At 64.7% G+C, this 15,024-nt stretch carries 24 protein-coding genes; 17 read left to right on the forward strand and 7 right to left on the reverse strand.

The window, feature by feature from the left end:
- Window positions 1-2 precede the first annotated feature (2 nt).
- A complete protein-coding gene (locus AC5WEY_RS25340) occupies window positions 3-374 on the reverse strand; it encodes a histone-like nucleoid-structuring protein Lsr2 (protein ID WP_495648035.1) in 372 nt (123 codons plus the stop codon).
- A 197-nt stretch (window positions 375-571) separates the two neighbouring features.
- Here AC5WEY_RS25340 and AC5WEY_RS25345 point away from each other — a divergent pair, with 197 nt between their 5' ends.
- From AC5WEY_RS25345 to imuA', 5 genes are all read left to right on the forward strand, one after another.
- Window positions 572-772 (forward strand): type II toxin-antitoxin system HicA family toxin, encoded by a 201-nt coding sequence (locus tag AC5WEY_RS25345; RefSeq protein WP_495648036.1) that lies wholly within the window; start codon window positions 572-574, stop codon window positions 770-772.
- A complete protein-coding gene (locus tag AC5WEY_RS25350) occupies window positions 769-1,155 on the forward strand; it encodes a HicB family toxin-antitoxin system (protein ID WP_358373406.1) in 387 nt (128 codons plus the stop codon). The genes AC5WEY_RS25345 and AC5WEY_RS25350 overlap by 4 nt, the downstream gene beginning before the upstream one ends.
- 41 nt (window positions 1,156-1,196) lie before the next feature.
- On the forward strand, window positions 1,197-1,349 hold the full coding sequence (locus AC5WEY_RS25355; RefSeq protein WP_176460132.1) for a hypothetical protein: 153 nt from the start codon (window positions 1,197-1,199) through the stop codon (window positions 1,347-1,349).
- 2 nt (window positions 1,350-1,351) lie between these two features.
- Window positions 1,352-1,552, forward strand: a complete 201-nt coding sequence (locus AC5WEY_RS25360; RefSeq protein ID WP_495648037.1) for a hypothetical protein — start codon at window positions 1,352-1,354, stop codon at window positions 1,550-1,552.
- 65 nt (window positions 1,553-1,617) lie between these two features.
- Window positions 1,618-2,469 (forward strand): DnaE2-dependent mutagenesis accessory factor ImuA', encoded by an 852-nt coding sequence (imuA', locus tag AC5WEY_RS25365; protein ID WP_495648038.1) that lies wholly within the window; start codon window positions 1,618-1,620, stop codon window positions 2,467-2,469.
- Between the two features lie 422 nt (window positions 2,470-2,891).
- Here imuA' and AC5WEY_RS25370 read toward each other — a convergent pair whose 3' ends face one another.
- Entirely contained in the window at window positions 2,892-3,416 is a 525-nt protein-coding gene (locus AC5WEY_RS25370) for a hypothetical protein (RefSeq protein WP_495648039.1), read from the reverse strand.
- 328 nt (window positions 3,417-3,744) lie between these two features.
- Here AC5WEY_RS25370 and AC5WEY_RS25375 point away from each other — a divergent pair, with 328 nt between their 5' ends.
- Complete coding sequence (locus AC5WEY_RS25375; RefSeq protein ID WP_495648040.1) at window positions 3,745-4,029, forward strand: hypothetical protein; 285 nt, start codon at window positions 3,745-3,747, stop codon at window positions 4,027-4,029.
- 93 nt (window positions 4,030-4,122) lie between these two features.
- Entirely contained in the window at window positions 4,123-5,760 is a 1,638-nt protein-coding gene (locus AC5WEY_RS25380; protein ID WP_495648041.1) for a ParB/RepB/Spo0J family partition protein, read from the forward strand.
- Window positions 5,761-5,888: 128 nt separating this feature from the next.
- Here the strand turns inward: AC5WEY_RS25380 and AC5WEY_RS25385 are convergent, their stop codons facing one another.
- Window positions 5,889-6,113 carry a transcriptional regulator gene (locus AC5WEY_RS25385; RefSeq protein WP_314145649.1) on the reverse strand — a complete coding sequence of 75 codons (225 nt, stop codon included), beginning with the start codon at window positions 6,111-6,113 and terminating at the stop codon, window positions 5,889-5,891.
- A gap of 257 nt (window positions 6,114-6,370) precedes the next feature.
- On the opposite strand from AC5WEY_RS25385, the gene AC5WEY_RS25390 reads away from it, so the two are divergent.
- From AC5WEY_RS25390 to AC5WEY_RS25425, 8 genes are all read left to right on the forward strand, one after another.
- Window positions 6,371-6,610, forward strand: coding sequence for a hypothetical protein (locus AC5WEY_RS25390; protein ID WP_495648042.1), 240 nt, complete (start codon window positions 6,371-6,373; stop codon window positions 6,608-6,610).
- Between the two features lie 64 nt (window positions 6,611-6,674).
- Window positions 6,675-6,950 carry a hypothetical protein gene (locus AC5WEY_RS25395; protein ID WP_495648043.1) on the forward strand — a complete coding sequence of 92 codons (276 nt, stop codon included), beginning with the start codon at window positions 6,675-6,677 and terminating at the stop codon, window positions 6,948-6,950.
- Complete coding sequence (locus tag AC5WEY_RS25400) at window positions 6,950-7,606, forward strand: DUF6349 family protein (protein WP_495648044.1); 657 nt, start codon at window positions 6,950-6,952, stop codon at window positions 7,604-7,606. The genes AC5WEY_RS25395 and AC5WEY_RS25400 overlap by 1 nt, the downstream gene beginning before the upstream one ends.
- 38 nt (window positions 7,607-7,644) lie before the next feature.
- Entirely contained in the window at window positions 7,645-8,604 is a 960-nt protein-coding gene (locus tag AC5WEY_RS25405; protein ID WP_495648045.1) for a hypothetical protein, read from the forward strand.
- Between the two features lie 163 nt (window positions 8,605-8,767).
- Window positions 8,768-9,100: a hypothetical protein gene (locus tag AC5WEY_RS25410; RefSeq protein WP_495648046.1), complete on the forward strand. Its 333-nt coding sequence runs from the start codon at window positions 8,768-8,770 to the stop codon at window positions 9,098-9,100.
- Window positions 9,097-9,477 carry a hypothetical protein gene (locus AC5WEY_RS25415; protein ID WP_495648047.1) on the forward strand — a complete coding sequence of 127 codons (381 nt, stop codon included), beginning with the start codon at window positions 9,097-9,099 and terminating at the stop codon, window positions 9,475-9,477. Before AC5WEY_RS25410 ends, AC5WEY_RS25415 begins: the two co-directional genes overlap by 4 nt.
- 760 nt (window positions 9,478-10,237) lie before the next feature.
- Window positions 10,238-10,471, forward strand: a complete 234-nt coding sequence (locus AC5WEY_RS25420; RefSeq protein WP_495648048.1) for a glutaredoxin family protein — start codon at window positions 10,238-10,240, stop codon at window positions 10,469-10,471.
- A 54-nt stretch (window positions 10,472-10,525) separates the two neighbouring features.
- Window positions 10,526-11,113: a DnaB-like helicase N-terminal domain-containing protein gene (locus AC5WEY_RS25425; RefSeq protein ID WP_495648049.1), complete on the forward strand. Its 588-nt coding sequence runs from the start codon at window positions 10,526-10,528 to the stop codon at window positions 11,111-11,113.
- Between the two features lie 218 nt (window positions 11,114-11,331).
- On the opposite strand, the gene AC5WEY_RS25430 is transcribed toward AC5WEY_RS25425, so the two are convergent.
- The 3 genes from AC5WEY_RS25430 to AC5WEY_RS25440 all read right to left on the reverse strand — a co-directional run bounded on the left by AC5WEY_RS25430 (window position 11,332) and on the right by AC5WEY_RS25440 (window position 13,186).
- On the reverse strand, window positions 11,332-11,691 hold the full coding sequence (locus tag AC5WEY_RS25430; protein ID WP_495648050.1) for a hypothetical protein: 360 nt from the start codon (window positions 11,689-11,691) through the stop codon (window positions 11,332-11,334).
- Window positions 11,688-12,629, reverse strand: coding sequence for a hypothetical protein (locus AC5WEY_RS25435; RefSeq protein ID WP_495648051.1), 942 nt, complete (start codon window positions 12,627-12,629; stop codon window positions 11,688-11,690). Before AC5WEY_RS25435 ends, AC5WEY_RS25430 begins: the two co-directional genes overlap by 4 nt.
- 122 nt (window positions 12,630-12,751) lie before the next feature.
- Window positions 12,752-13,186 (reverse strand): hypothetical protein, encoded by a 435-nt coding sequence (locus tag AC5WEY_RS25440; RefSeq protein ID WP_495648052.1) that lies wholly within the window; start codon window positions 13,184-13,186, stop codon window positions 12,752-12,754.
- Window positions 13,187-13,434: 248 nt separating this feature from the next.
- Here AC5WEY_RS25440 and AC5WEY_RS25445 point away from each other — a divergent pair, with 248 nt between their 5' ends.
- Window positions 13,435-13,797 (forward strand): single stranded DNA-binding domain-containing protein, encoded by a 363-nt coding sequence (locus AC5WEY_RS25445; protein WP_495648053.1) that lies wholly within the window; start codon window positions 13,435-13,437, stop codon window positions 13,795-13,797.
- Window positions 13,798-13,811: 14 nt separating this feature from the next.
- Window positions 13,812-14,438, forward strand: a complete 627-nt coding sequence (locus tag AC5WEY_RS25450; RefSeq protein WP_495648054.1) for a DUF6308 family protein — start codon at window positions 13,812-13,814, stop codon at window positions 14,436-14,438.
- A 205-nt stretch (window positions 14,439-14,643) separates the two neighbouring features.
- Here the strand turns inward: AC5WEY_RS25450 and AC5WEY_RS25455 are convergent, their stop codons facing one another.
- Complete coding sequence (locus AC5WEY_RS25455) at window positions 14,644-14,982, reverse strand: hypothetical protein (RefSeq protein WP_495648055.1); 339 nt, start codon at window positions 14,980-14,982, stop codon at window positions 14,644-14,646.
- Window positions 14,983-15,024: the final 42 nt, after the last annotated feature.

Genomic DNA, 15,024 nt, shown 5'->3' on the forward strand with positions numbered 1-15,024 from the left:
GATCAGTGTGCAGCGTTGAATGCTTCTTCGATAGAGGCGGGAATGCGCCCCCTGTCGCTGATTTTGTGGCCGTTGTCTGCGGCCCATTGCCGGATCGCTCTGGTCTGAGCCGGATCACGTGTGGCCCCGCTGTTCGAGGGTGCAGCAGATGGAGCCGTGGAGGTGGGGGAGTGCCGACGCTTACGCCCGCCGACACGGGTCGCGTGCTCGATGTAGTAGCCGATCTTGCGGTGAAACTCGCTGGCGTTCTTCGCTTTCAGGTCTACGAGGTAGTCGACACCGTTGACGGAGAATTCGATCGTCTCGCCTGATTCGTCGTCGATGACGGAGCCGTCGATATCGTCGACCAATTGGGTGAATACTTTTTTCGCCACGGTTCTATGCGGCCTCTCTCGAATGGAAACACACTTCTGTCGATGACCACCCTAACCAGACCGAACCCGCAGGCAGATGAACCGGATGAGGAAATGCGTAATACGCACTTCCTCCGTGTCGACCACAGCACCGACACTCGACCATATTTTGTCTAGTCAACTTGACTAGAAAGCGTCCAATCGACTAGACTAAAGTCATGGTTACCGAGCAGCCCACGCGGAAAGTGGTCAAGGCCCTCAAAGTGGCCGGGTTCACCTCGGTCCGCACGGTCGGATCACACAGCACGTGGGTCTCGGCCGACGGCGCAGTCAAAGTGACTGTGCCCGATGGGCACCGGACGATCTCGCCCGGTGTCTACCGCAAGATCCTCGCAGCCATGAAGGAGGCCCAGCAGTGAACAAGACCTACACGGTGTCGGTCACCCGAGACGGCAAGTGGTGGATGATCGCCGTCCCCGAACTCGACGCCCTCACTCAAGCCCGTCGGATCGACGATGTCCCCACCGCAGCGAAAGAACTCATTGCCCTCGAAACCGGAGTCGCCCTCGCCGATGTCGAGATCGAGCAGCACATCGAACTCGAACCCGGGGGAGAGGATCTCGCGGTCCGCATCGCCGAGATCGCGACACAGCGAGCACGTCTGGCCGAGGACGAAGCCCGCGTCAAGGCCAGCACCGAGGCCTTCGCGAAGAAACTCGCCACCGCTCAGGTACCCGTCCGCGACATCGGAGCACTTCTCGGAGTGACTTTTCAGCGAGCCAGTCAACTCGTCAACAGCTGACCACCCAACCGTGCAGGCACGGCGAACGAGATACTGATCCCATGACCAGCGACCGCAGTTTCGATCCGAATCCCGATCATGGACAGGCCGGATGGGTGACGCTCCCCAGCGGACAGCGGGCCTACCGCTACGACGGCTCTGACGACCTGATCTACGACACGGGAACCGCGCCCGACGCCGCCGCGTCGAACTAAATATGGACCCAGACGAACGCGCCGCCATCATCGACGAGGGCTACGACCCCGACGACCCGACTGTGCGCGCGGACCTCGATCACATCAGGCGTCTGCTCGCCCAACATCGCCACCTGACGGCCGACCCCGAACTCTCCCTCGACCACCTCGTGAACGCCGCCAGGGTTCGCGAACCAGGGCCAGCTACGGGCACACGCAGGTAGTTCGACATCGAACGTATGTTCGCATAGATTGAGGGCACTGATCCGTTCGGCGAAAGGTCGCACTCATGGCCGGTACCGCCGACACGATCCCCGACCTGACCAACCTGGACAAGGCTGCGCAGCTTGCCGCTCTTCGCCGCAGTATGGCCGCGATCCCCGGACGCCGCGACCACGCACCCACCGACCCCGACGACTCGCCCGCATTCGCCCCCTCACAGCCGAACGCGCAGGCCACCGCGACCGACGGCGATGAACGGGCTCTGAGCGGCCCCGTGCGCTCACGAACCCTCAAAACCCTGCCGGTACCCATGCCGCTGTCGGAACTGCTCCCACGCGGCGCACTGGCCCGAGGAACGGCCCTGTCGATCACCGGTGCCGGATCGATTCTCGTCGGACTCGTCGCCACCGCCACCGCGGCCGGCCACCACGTCGCACTGATCGGTCAACCCAAGTTCGGGCTCCTCGCCGTCCACGAACACGGCGGGGACCTGTCCAAGATCGCCCTGATCGACCCCGGTCAAGCAGACCCTCTCGACGCCGCCAATATCTGCATCGATGGGATCGATCTGGTCATCAGCACCGTCCACGGCCGCGACGTACCACCGACCCGAGCACGTGCCCTATTGGCTCGAAACCGAACTCACGCAGGGATATTCGCGATTACGGACGGTCGGATGCCCGGTCTCGATCTGACGATTTCCTCTCGGCCCGTCGGCTACGGCGGCATCGAGCAAGGCAGGGGCCGCATCCGCTCGATCACCATCGACACCACCGTCCACGGACGCGGCATCACCGAGCGCACAAGCCGCTACACCCTCGCAGCACCCATGTTCGGCGAACACGGCTTGCGCTGGACCCCTGCGGTCACCGACGCAGCCGCCGAACATCGGCCGCACCGATTGGCGGTCGCCCAATGACCCCCGACCTGTACGAGAACTGGCCCGTGAGCTTCGATCCCCCCACGCGCCACATCGTCGATCCGCCTCGGAGAGTCCTGGTCAACATAGCGCTCACCGTGGCAGGCTCATCCGGAGGATCCTTCCGTGACGGAACACCTCTCAAAGTCCGCTCGGAGGGGCTGGCGATGGATACCAAATCGCCCGGACTGCTCCATGCGTGGGCGAAAACTGGACGGGGTCAATGGATTTGCCAACTCAGTTTCCAGATACCGATCGGCAACGGCAGGGGATTCTTGCGGCTCGAAGGCCAGTGGTGCCCCGCCGAGGCTGCGACTCCCGTCGATTAGAAGCGAATTGTTCGTCAACTATCTTGGCTAACGGTTTGCTTATAGTTGCAGGGTTCGGTTTCCCTCGCCGCGAAAGCGTGACGACGGTTTCCGCTATTTTGAAACGAACTCGGCGAGCCACCTTGAGAGTGGGAGGCTTGAATCCGAGTCTCCAAAGGTTCCTTTGGTGACCACCGTCGGGGTGCCGTCGAAGTCGAATCCGATGCTTTGCTCCCAGCCAACAGTCAGCTTCCGCCCCAGAAGGGCTTGGACTGTAATTGGAATGAAATCACCGTGGTTCTTCGAACCTATTAGGGGTGTGTGCTGCTGCGCCCAGAACCGGCCGTCAGGAGTCAGGATGCTGAGACTCAGCAGTCCGCCCTTTTCGCTTCGACGGTGGTACAGCGCATAACCCTCGGGAGAACGTTTCGGGCTCCAAAGCTTACTTCCAGGCAACTCGTACTTCTCCGGTGCTTTCTTGCCGCTCAGATGGGATGCGCACTCCTTGAGGAGACGCATCGTCTGCGGCACTGCACTGCTCGCCGGTACTTCTATAGCGCGCTGAGCCTCCGCGGCTACGCTTTGGCCGAGCGCATTCAGAGCTGCGATGCGCTCGACTTCATCCTTGAACCCAGCCATGCCGGAATTGTAGCGTTAGGGCGCGATGCTGATCGGTCGCAGGAAAGAGTCATCGTATGGGCCTATTGCCATCAACTCCCGGTTGAACTGTACGTCGACCTGGCCGAGCAGGGGTAAGGACGCCGCTACCTTCGACGGAAGAAACCAGGCATGGACCACCGGTCGCACCGACCCGATGTGAGTCGCAGTCTCGATCATCCTGCGCTGTAGGCGATTCGAGCGTGCGGGGTTCTGCCGTTCGACGCACGAAATACGGCCCGTATTCGTAGTTCCACCGAAAGTCGTTGCAGGACTTGACAATACAGCGTGACGCTGTAAGGTTAGGGGCATGGGAGAAACTGAGCAGAACCTCACCGCAGTCACCTCCGAATACGGCGACGAACGCCCCGAACGCGGCCTGGGAGTGTCCATTCGGCGAGGCGGCATCGAGGTCGAGTACATCGACGCGCCCGGCATCGAGGAGCACGCACCGATGGACTGGACCCCCGACATGGCGCAGGTGCTGCTCGCCCGTCGCGGATACGCGATCACCGGGCGCTGGGTCGACATCAGCGCTCCCTGTGCAGAAGATCCGATCTGGGAACTACCCGTCGTGAAGACCTCCGACCGCTGACCCTCGCTCGACCCTCCACCTGCGAACGGGCACCGGGCAGCTGATACCTGCCAGGTGCCTCACCTGCACACACTAACCAGGGAGACCGCCATCATGACCACCACCATGGCTGCACAATCGGCACCGACCTCGACCGGCTACACCCTCGTCGACGCCGACCCGCACGCCCTCGACATCACCGCCAACGTCCGCGACGGCGTAGACATCACCGCCGACCCCGAGTTCGTCGCCTCCATCGCCGCCCACGGTGTCCTCCAGGCGGTTTCGGCGGTCCGCCGCGCCGACGGAACCCTGGTCGTCCACGACGGACAGCGCAGAACTCTCGGGGCCCGCGAAGCCGGTCTCACCTCGATACCGGTGATGGTGCGCGAGCAGTCCGACGACGAGAAGGCCGCAGGGATCGAACGCATCACCGAGCAGGTCGTATCCAACGACCAGCGCGAAGACCTCACCACCGGGCAACGCGCCGCCGCCGTCACGGGCCTGCTCGACCTGGGCCTGAACGTGCAGAAGGTCGCGACAGCACTGCACGTCCCCAAGGCGTACGTCGAAAAGGCCGGTCGAGCAGGACGATCCGAGCGCGCTCGCCGCCAGCTCGACGACCGGCAACTCACCCTCGAAGGAGCTGCGTTGCTTGCTGATCTCGAAGCCGCCGCACAGACGGAGCCGTGGATCACCGAGGCAATCGAGCAGATCTTCGACAACAGATTCGGTTTCGAGTACCGCCTGGCCACCCTCCAGCGCCGCATCGACGAACGCGCCGAGACCACTGCCGCCGCAGCCGACTACATCGCACTCGGCTTCACGTTGCTCCATGACGAACCGTCCACCAGCGAGGGGGAGTGGTACTCGCTCGCGGACCTGCGCACTGCCGACGGCAGTGCAGTCCCGGCCGACGCCCCGGAGCAAGCGCCGCACTTGTGGCACGTCCATGTCCACGAGACCGGCACCGTCTGGGTCGACAAGACCACCCGCGAGGAAGTAGACGAGGGCGACATCGACTTCGACACCGAGGACGACGACGCCGCCGAGGCGTACGAGGAGCTGCGACACGCCAACACCGTCGAGAAAGTGACCGCCTGGGGGTACGAGTACTTCCTGCGCCACGACCGTGTGTCTGCGGCCGGCCTCGAACTTGCACCCGAGAAGATCGCCGCCGCAGAGGGCGTTGGCACCGAGGACGGATTGACCCCGGCGCAGCGCACAGCCGCGCGCGCCGAAGCCGAACGCATCGAGACCGAACGCGCAGAACGGCGAAAGGTGAAAGCCCTCAACCGCGCCGGAGCGACCGCCACCGAAGCCCGACGTGCATTCCTCACCGGTCTGCTCGCGGGCAAGACCGCCCCGAAGAACGCCACCAAGTGGATCGTGACCGCGCTGGCGGCTCATGGTGATGTGTTCACCGAATCCAAGTGCTCGGAGCGGTACGGCGAGATCATGGGTTCACCGCTGGGCGAGGTCGACCGTAAGGCCACCGGTGCCACGCCCGCTCGCGCCGAGGTGTTGCTGCTTGCCCGTGTGCTCACCGCGTTCGAGGCCCGCCTGACGGGGCCGCAGGAAGCCAAGGACTACTGGCGGTTCTCCTCGAAGCACTACCGAGGCATGGTCGGCATCGACAGCTACCTGACCTTCCTCGCCGACAGCGGGCACACTCTGACCCCGGTGGAGCAGGCCGCGATCGGCAACATCACCGTCGACGCCGCGTACGCTGCCGTAGACGACGACGCTTGACCATCCGCTGGAGCTTCGCAACCAGCACGACAGGAAGGCCTCGACCATCACGCCGATGGCCGGGGCCTTTCCGGTTCGTCAAGATATGTTGACGCGCTCAGGGGTGAACCGGGAATGTCGAACGGCGATCAGCGTGGGTACAGGTCGGTTCGTGCACCACTGCCGGGTCGGCCTGCGATCCACGCCTCGATGTCCTCCCGCGAATACAGCGGAGTGCGCGAGAGGTGGCGGGCAGGTTTCGGGGCCTGGCCACGAGCGACGTAGGACCGCCACGTCGAGGACGCGATCGCTTTCCCGGTCGAGGCCTCGATCAGTGCCAGAACCTCCGAGAGGGTCAATTCGGCATCGGTCACGGTTCCTCCGATCCCCGCACGAGCATGATTGTCGACATACCCGCACCTTACAGCCCCACGCTGTAAATAGTTCGCCGAACCCCTTGCAACCATACAGCGTGACGCTGTATGGTTTGGGTATGACATCGACACGCACCGGCGAGATCGAATGTGACTGGCAGTCAACGCTGTTCACGTCCTGCGCATTGCCCGGGTGTGCTGTTCCGGTCGCTACACCGGGCGATGTGTGTCAGTCCTGCCGCGCAGCGTTCGGGGACATGCTGAACGTACGAACCGACGGATTGGCCGTAGATCCGGAGCAGGTCCGCGCCGACCTCGCTGCCCGTGATGCGAGCACCCGTGAGCAATACCGCGCACAGGCCGCCACCGTGGCTGCCGCGCAACAGGTGTCGACCCGCAAGCGCAACCAGATCTGCTGGCTCTGTGAAGAGCGACGGACCTGCACCTCGACCGCCGGGCGCTGGGAATGCGCCGACTGCCAGACCTTGCCGTCCTGAACGCCTGCGCACAGTCCCCGACCGTTGCCGCTCACCACTTTCTCCGCCCGACCTTGGAGCATCCATGACCGCCACCCTGGCCGCACCCGCAACGGCCGCACGTCGCCGCCTCAAAGGAGTTGGAATGAAACTGATTTCGCTCGACACCCAGTTCGACGGAACGATCATCGACATTCTCGGCTATCGCACCGCACCTGCAGGCCGCGTCGAGGTCACCGCCCTCCTCGACGCACCTGGTGCCTGGTACAGCCGCACCCACCCCGTCGTCGTCGACGCCAGCGACGTACGACTCTCCCTCGCCGTGCAGTCCATCACCGGCCCCGAGCTGGGCGTGCGGTGATGGCCGAGACCGCAGGCCAGATCGACATCTTCGAGGTGCTCGCCGCCGCCGAAGCCGACGAGCAGAACCTGCACATCGACCGCCACGGCATCCCGATCCTGTTCGCCAGCCCCACCCGAGGGGTGCAGGCCCGCGTAGCCGAATTCGAGGCCTGGGCGACCACCTGGGGACGGCACGGCTCGACCGCCGCCTCTCACGCGTTCCGTCCGGGAATCTGTGACCCGTCCACACCCACCGAAATCTGCCAACCCACCTGTGTTGCAGCGGACCTCGACTGCTGCTGCCCGGACACGAGCAGGGACACCCCCTGCCAGTGCGTCGGCGGCGACGTCTACCGCGGCGCGTGCACCGGCTGCTCGTGGGAAGGGGAGAACCGCGCCGACGAGTCCGAGGCAGTCTGCGACGCCCTCGATCACGCCCACCCCGGCTGGATCGACGACCTCCCGATCGTGACACCCGAACGCACACCGTCGCAGAAGGATCAGGTGTGGACAGCGAAGGTCATCGACATCGTCGGGGAGCGCCCCACCGGATGGCCCGTCATCACCAGACGCGGCGTCACCATAGGCCTGCGCTCGGTCCCGCACCGCTCACCCTGGGGCGGCTACGACGTCGCCGCCGCCACCGCCGAAGCCCACCTCGCCCGCCGCCCCTGATCTTGCTGCCTCACCCGAGCCGGAAGGCCCCAGCACCGATGAACAATCCAGTGCCCCAGACGATGCCACCCGCTTCAGCGGACATCGAGATGCTCCTGTCCTTCCTGATGTGGGGGTGCACCACGCTCGGTGTCCTCGCCATGATCGGCGGCGGAGCCAAGTTCTTCTGGTCACGCATGTACGGCGACGACGACAGGACCGCGCTTCAGATGTGCGGGGGAGGGCTCGTCGTCGCCGTCGCCGCGACGGCCGTCCGTTCGATTCTTTCGCCGGTGTCTGCCGAGGAGGCGACGAACCTTCCTCCCGCCGACCCGCACGCAACACTGGACGCCCCGGCACCGCCGTCCATGGTCGATACCGCACCCGACGCTCCGACGGACTGGACGCCCCTGGTCTGGATCCTCGTCGCAGTGATCGCAGTCGTGCTCGCCCTCGCACTGGCCACGTACCTGATCACCCGGACCCGCAGTCACCTCGTCGACCGCCGCAACGCGAAGAAGGCACTCGCGGACGCCTACGCCGCCGCGCACGCGGTCTACAGCGAGGTCGCGGACGCCTACGCCGCCTACCTGGCCGACCCGTACTCGATCTTCGTCAGGCCCCTGCTCGACGACCTCACCGAGCCCCGCACCGCAGCCTTCATCGACGCCTTCGCGACCATGAACGACGTTCGGCCCGAACAGTGCCCCGACACCCTCGAGCGTGTGCAGGCTTTCGCCGCAGCCGCTCAGAAGACGAACACTGCCTGGCGCAGCGCCGACGGCTACGCCCGCACCATGGGTCTGCGTGTGACCAGCGTCGACGATCAACGAACCGTGCGCCGGATCCGCAGCGCCCTCGGTATCGCTCTCGATACCTCGGCCACCGGACAGGAACGCGAGACAGCGCTGCGCACCGTCGAGGAACTCGCGGCCGACATCGTCACCATCCCCGACCGCATCTACGACAACGCCAAGATCGCCATAGAAACCACCACACGCAAACAGCTCACCAGCTGACCCACCACGACCCACCGCCGCCCGGTGGCGGTCGACACCCAGCAGTATGTCGGCCCCACCTGGCAACATGACCCACCAACGGCACAACGACACACACAAGCGTCGATCACGACCTACATCCGAAGTGAAAGGCAGAAGCAGCCACCGTGAATGGAGAACGCCAATGAATATCGTCAACACCACGGCCTTCATCGTGTTCGTCGTCCTCGTCACCGGGGCCTACACCGTCGGCACCCTGTACATACGCAAGCCGTCTCGAACGGCACTGCACAGCAACGCACTCGCCCTCATCGGCCTCGCCGTAGTCGCCGCCAGCGTCTTCGCCATCACCTACCCAGACGTCGCCTGGGGATGGAAAGCCGCCCTCACCGCAGGCTCCATCCTGTTCGGCTACCTGATCGCACGTGAGTTCAACAGCACCCGCGCCGATTACGAAGACGACCAGAAACGCAGCTTCACTCGAGCAGCCCTCGACGACGACAGGAACAACCGATGAACCCCCTCAGCACCTTCCGCAACCACGCCAAGATCCGCCAAGAATTCCTGTTCGACGACAGCATAGAAAACGCGGAACGCTACTTCGAGTCTGCGGACGCAGTGGACCGGCTCCGGTACGCGCTCAACCGATTTGCCGCTGTCATGGTGGGCATACTCGGAGTGTCCGCTGCCGCATACAACGTCAAGATGAGCTTCGACGGCAACGACATCAGCCTCATCGAAACCGTATTTCCCGCTCTTGCAGTGGCATTGGTGTTCGCTCTTGTCCGTCTCGGCAACGAGCTGGGATCGAAAGGTACGAGAGAGGTCGTCGTCACCGCGAACAGGGCAAAGTTCATCGGCGACCAACGCCGTAACACCGCGTCCGACCACTAACTCACCGACACCGACACCACGAACGGGGAGACTATGGATATCGCCACTGCATCGGCCGAGCACCAGAAGGCCCTCGATTTGCTCCATGCCCCGATCGGTGATCGAGCATGAACCGCAAAGCTCCATCGACGACGATCGACTGGTACCGACTCGATTGCCACATCCAAAGAGATATCCACGAACTCGGAACCCACCTCTTTCGCGGACTCGACACCAAATACCTCCCTCGCGCGCTGGAGCGTGTCACCCAGAGAAAAATTGAAATACAGAGATGGATGAACGCACTGAACGACCTCCGCAGCGAAGCCGCACGAAACACCACACCCGAACTCGTACAAGAATGGATGCAATTGCGGCGGCAGATGGTCTCGAGAGGCCCGCTCGGAATCCGCAGGTCCCTGGTCCCACACCGCACCCGACAGTACGAACTCGACTAGCGATAGCCCCCCCGACTGACGCCGCCGTAGAGCAACAGCTCCGGCGGCGTTTCGCATGTCTCGATCGCGGCGTCGCACCAGTAGTCGGGCGACGGCACCATGACCCAAATGCGAAATGAACTGTCCCCCGTCGCTTTTTCGCATTCCTCTCCGTGTACTGCCGATAAGGAAACGCAACCGACGTAATTGCGAACTGCTAGGCAACTAGGAATCTATTGCGCGCCAACACATTCGAGTTAAAATGCCTCGCTTCATCTATGGCTAATTAGGCCAATGTGAGATAAAATGGAACCTATCGGAACAATTCTCTCGAGGAGTGAGCTATGTCGATCACTGTGTACACGAAACCCGAATGCAACAACTGCGATCAAACAAAACGACGCCTGAACAAGCACGGGATCGACTACACGACCGTCGATGTCACCGAAGACGCAGCGGCCCGCGAGTTCGTCACCAACGGACTCGGCTACCGGCAGATGCCCGTCGTGGTCGTCGACGAGAACACCCACTGGTCCGGCTTTCGGATCGACGCCCTCGACAAGCTCGCCGCCGCCTGACCGACCACTCCGTTGACCCCTGTTCGAGATTGACCTGCGAGAACGAGCCCGACGATGACGCCACTGAGCGCAGTTCCACCGCCCGACGAGCCCGAGCGTGTCGTTCGCAGCCTCGCCGCTGTGGACGACGACACTGCCGTCGACAACGAGACAGCTCACGAGCCGTCCACCGACCCCGAGGCACTGCTGCTCTGCGCCCTGATGTGGAGCGCCCACACCGGTGGAGTGTCCGCCGAAGATCTGCGCATCACCGCGATCGTGACCGCCGACGACTTCGACGACGTCGCGTACCGGCGAATGTTCGTCGTGATCGCCGGTCTCGTCGCGACCGGCGAACCCTACGACCCAGCGAGCGTCACCGCAGCCTTCATGCGATCCGGATCCGGCGGAGCCAAAGACGCGCCCCTGCGCCGCCGCTTGAACGAGGTCATCACCGCGGGGGCAGACGGCTTCACCGCCGTCCACTACGCCGACATCGTTCTTTCCCAGTCCTACCGGCGCAGTTACCGGACCGTGGCAACGGCCATCGTCCACGCCGCCGAAGAGCTACCGGAGGAGTACCTGTTCGATCACCTCGTGGAGCACGGACGCGCTCAACGCGCACTGTGGCAGAGGCTCAACACGTTTCGGGCGGGGCAGTGACCATCGACAGTCCCCGCACCCGCACCGGGCCCGCGCCGAACGCCGCACTCTGACCGCGTGGGCACTGGCGGCCGGCATCTTCGGCGCACCCTGCACCGCGCCGCACCCGAAGCACTGACCGCGCGCCCAACCCGGCGCGAACGAGAAAAAGGCACCCACACAGGGCTGTGTGGGTGCCTTTCTCGCGTGTACGGCCGAGCCGAGTCGGACGAGCGGTGTCAGTGGCGATCGCCGATCCGGACCTCGTCGCCGAAGTCGATGTCGTAGTCGGCCAGATACGGCGCATCGGGGTCACCGCTGAATATGTATCGCGGGTAGAGACCCTTCTGCTGTTCGGTCTGAAGAACGACCACGCGTACCCGGCCTGGCGTGATGTGGATTTCGCGGAGTACGCCGGTCATCGGTTCGTTCCACAGCACCGCCTCGAACGCCAGGACCGCGCCGAGGTCGCCGCCGTCGAGCCGGAACGCAGGCTTACCGCCGCTCTCGTCGTCGGTCGCGTCGGACCGCTGCGGGGGCCGAGGTAGTCGGTGCCGCCCTTCCCTCCTCTGCGGTGGGATCTGGTGGTCGGTGGTCATCCGAGACCGTGATCGGCAGACCGCGATGTCGCCGCTGTGTGCGTCGGGGCAGGGGCGGTGTGCAGCGTGGACGAAGTGGCCCGTGCAGCTCCGGACGAGCGTCCGGTCGGGGGAGTGACCAACCCGCGCGGACGCGTCGACGCACGGTCGACCTCGACTGAGACCGAAGTGGACGGAGCCGAAGTCGATGCAGCTGCAGAGCTGTCCGGACGCGCGGCCGGCCTCGATCGAGCTCGCAGATCGTCGAGGTCGGCGGCGAGTGCGGTGATGTGTTCGGCGTCGGCGACCGGGTCGAGGACGGAGAGGTTCGCGCGCAGGTTCCGTACCTGCACGGACCGCTCGGCGGCGATGCGGTCGGTGTCGGAGACGTCCGCGTCGTGGGTCACGCGCAGCACCGTGTCGTTGCGCATCGGTTCGATGGTGCCGCCGAGATCGGCGGCGAGCTGCTCGGCGATGCGGTGCGCATCCTGCGGTGTGAACGCGCCGACGTCGGTGCGCGAGTTGGGGATCGGGCCGGGTCGGGTGGAGTACACCTCCACGTCGAGAACCGCGACGGCGTCGGGGCCGTTGACCGCCGAGTCGGGTAACGGGGGTGACGTTTCGACGACAGCGGCCACGGCGGCGGTCACTGCGCGTGGTGCGGGGATGACGGTGCGTCGCGCGCCGGAGGCGTAGGCGGGGAGTGCGGTCAGTTCGGCGGCGAGTTCGCCGGGGGTGCCGATGAACTCGACATCACGGCGTGAGGTTCCCTCGCCGACTGCGTCGATGACGACGGAGACGGTGTCGACTTCGCGGGTGTCTGCCAGTGCTGCTGCTTGGGTGAGGGCGAACTGTCCGGCGGAGCGGGAGGTGTAGAACGCGCCGCGGTAGTGCACGAAACCGGGGTCGCCGTTGCGGTCGAGGGAGGCTACTTCGACGTTGAATTCGGGCTGGGTCATGTGTGTGGTCCTTTGACGTGATGGGGTGCGCCCGCACGCGGAGAAGATGTGTCGAGCGTGCACGGGCGCACTGGGGTTCCGCGACCGGTGCCGGTGCGCGGGTGGTGCGAGGGCAGCAGTGTTCAGTGCGCGGGCGCAGTCGAGGACTGCGGTTCGCTCGACACGTCGGGTGCAGGCGACGAGGCGTCGTCTTCGTGGTGTCGGTCCGGTGCTGCGGCGGTGTTCTCGGCACCGACTCGGCGACGCGCAGTGGCGCGACCGGTGCCGCGTTTCGCTGACGCCTTGGATGCCTTCTTGCCGACCGGTGTCGGGGCGGTCAGACCACTTCCGGTGAGTTCGGCAACCGTCCACCCGGCGTCGATCGCTTCTTTGTACGCGGCGGCGTGTTCGGCGTTCGCGTGTTCAGCGGCGCGAGTGGCCTCGGCGACCTTCTCGCGTGCATCAGCGGATGCCTGGGCGGCGTCGAAAAGGGACTCGATGTATTTGGTGCGGTTTTCTATCGCGGCGCGTGCGCGCGCGATGGCGGTGTCTTTGTCGACAGCGGGAGAGACAGACATGGTGAGGGCCTTCCAGTTTCGGTGCGCGGAAATCCCCACCGGACAGGTACCGATCGCTCACAGAGCCACACAACCCACAGTGCGGTGAACGCAGTGCGGGGTGAATCGGTACGGGTGGGGCGCGCTCGAACGTGACCCTCATCGACGCTCGAACTTCACTCGATCCTAGATCATTTGCGCGCTGCGCGGCGTGCCACCAGCGCTGAGGTGTTTGTTTCGTGTCGGTGCCTGCTGGCACCGTGCCGACCATGACCGACGACGACGCCACCACACCGCAGCCTCTCGTGCGAGTGCGGGAGGTGCTCGACGGCGATGTCCCCAATGGGACGCACGTCGTCGCGCACGGCACCCTCGAGGACGTCACAGTGCAGACGAATCAGCAGACAGGTCAGTGGGCGATGGGACGACTCGTCGACGGAAACGATTCGATCGACTTCTGGATGTTCCCGCGCGCGTTCGCACGCACCGGACGATCGTGCGTCGAGACGGCCGGCCTGATCGCTGCGACCGCATGTGTGTCTGGCCCGCCGGAGCGCACCGCGCTGATCATCAACAGCATCGAGCGCATCGAACCCCATCCGGAACCCGGTGTCGACACCAGTGCTGTCTGACACGATCGACCGCTATGAGTGTCTCTCTTCCACCGCCCCTGATCGCCGACTCCGACGACGATGCGGTCGCTCTGCTGCGTCGGTACTACGGCGGCACCTACCTCGATGCCGGGTGCTACACCGGCGCGTACTTCGACAGCTGGGCACCGCAGAACCGCGCCGCCGACAGCAACCGGTTCACCGCCGACGATCTCGTCGCCATCACCTTTTTGTCGGTCAACGTCACCGCAAGCGCGGCACGTGAACTGCTCGTCACCCGCGCCGCACGGTTCGCCGAGTTGCTCGACGCTATCGGCCCGGATCGCGACCTCGCCGACGAAGCGGACGGGCTCACACCCGACGCGCCGATCCTGCTGCTGGAGGACGAACTGCGAGGCGTGACCGATGTCGGCCGCACCATCGCAACGAAGTTGATGGCCCGCAAACGCCCCCGCCTGGTCCCGATCTACGACACGGTCGTCGGGCGCGTGCTGAATACGGTGATGGTGCACCGTGATCCCATCCGGGAAGCGCTGCGCGCGGACGGAGGTGCGCTGCACACTCGACTGCTGAGAGTCAGAGCGGCCGCCGCGTTGCCCGACGACATCAGTGCGCTCCGCGTCCTCGACGTCATCAGTTGGATGCACGGCAAATCGAACTAGATCAGTAGGGGACGGGAAATCGCCACGGAGCCGTCCACTCTTTGCTGTGCACGCGTGCACAGCGACGTCGTGTCGGTGGGATGCGTTTCCCTCTGCGCAGTCGGATCGCGACGCGTTGCACACGGCCCGCACAGCCGCCGTTGCATCGACTGCACATCGCCCCGGCACGGTGACTGCGACATCGTGTGCAGATGGGCGATAGCGGTCAGTGGTAGTAGTCGTTGTCGTACTGGTTGCGGTAGTACCCGCGACGGGCCCTGCGGTCATCGACTCCGCTGGCACCGCCGAGCGCGAACAGGGGAACCATGAACAGCATCACCGCGATGAACCCGCCGATCACCGCGATGAACGCGCCGAACACGACAGCGAGAACGACGAGGTACGCGCCGACACCGATGACGGTGAGAATGTTCGCCACGAAACCCTTCCATCCGGGGTCGTTCTCACCGAGGTACCGCACGTACCAGATCAGGAAGCCGGCACCGGCGACAGCGAGGAGGGGGAGCGGGCCGACGTCGTCGGTGAAGAGCGAGGAGAGCGTCATGGGTAAGTCCTTTCGTGTGAGGACTGCTCCCACCGGTGCGGT

The organism is Rhodococcoides sp. S146-33, assembly GCF_059489205.1.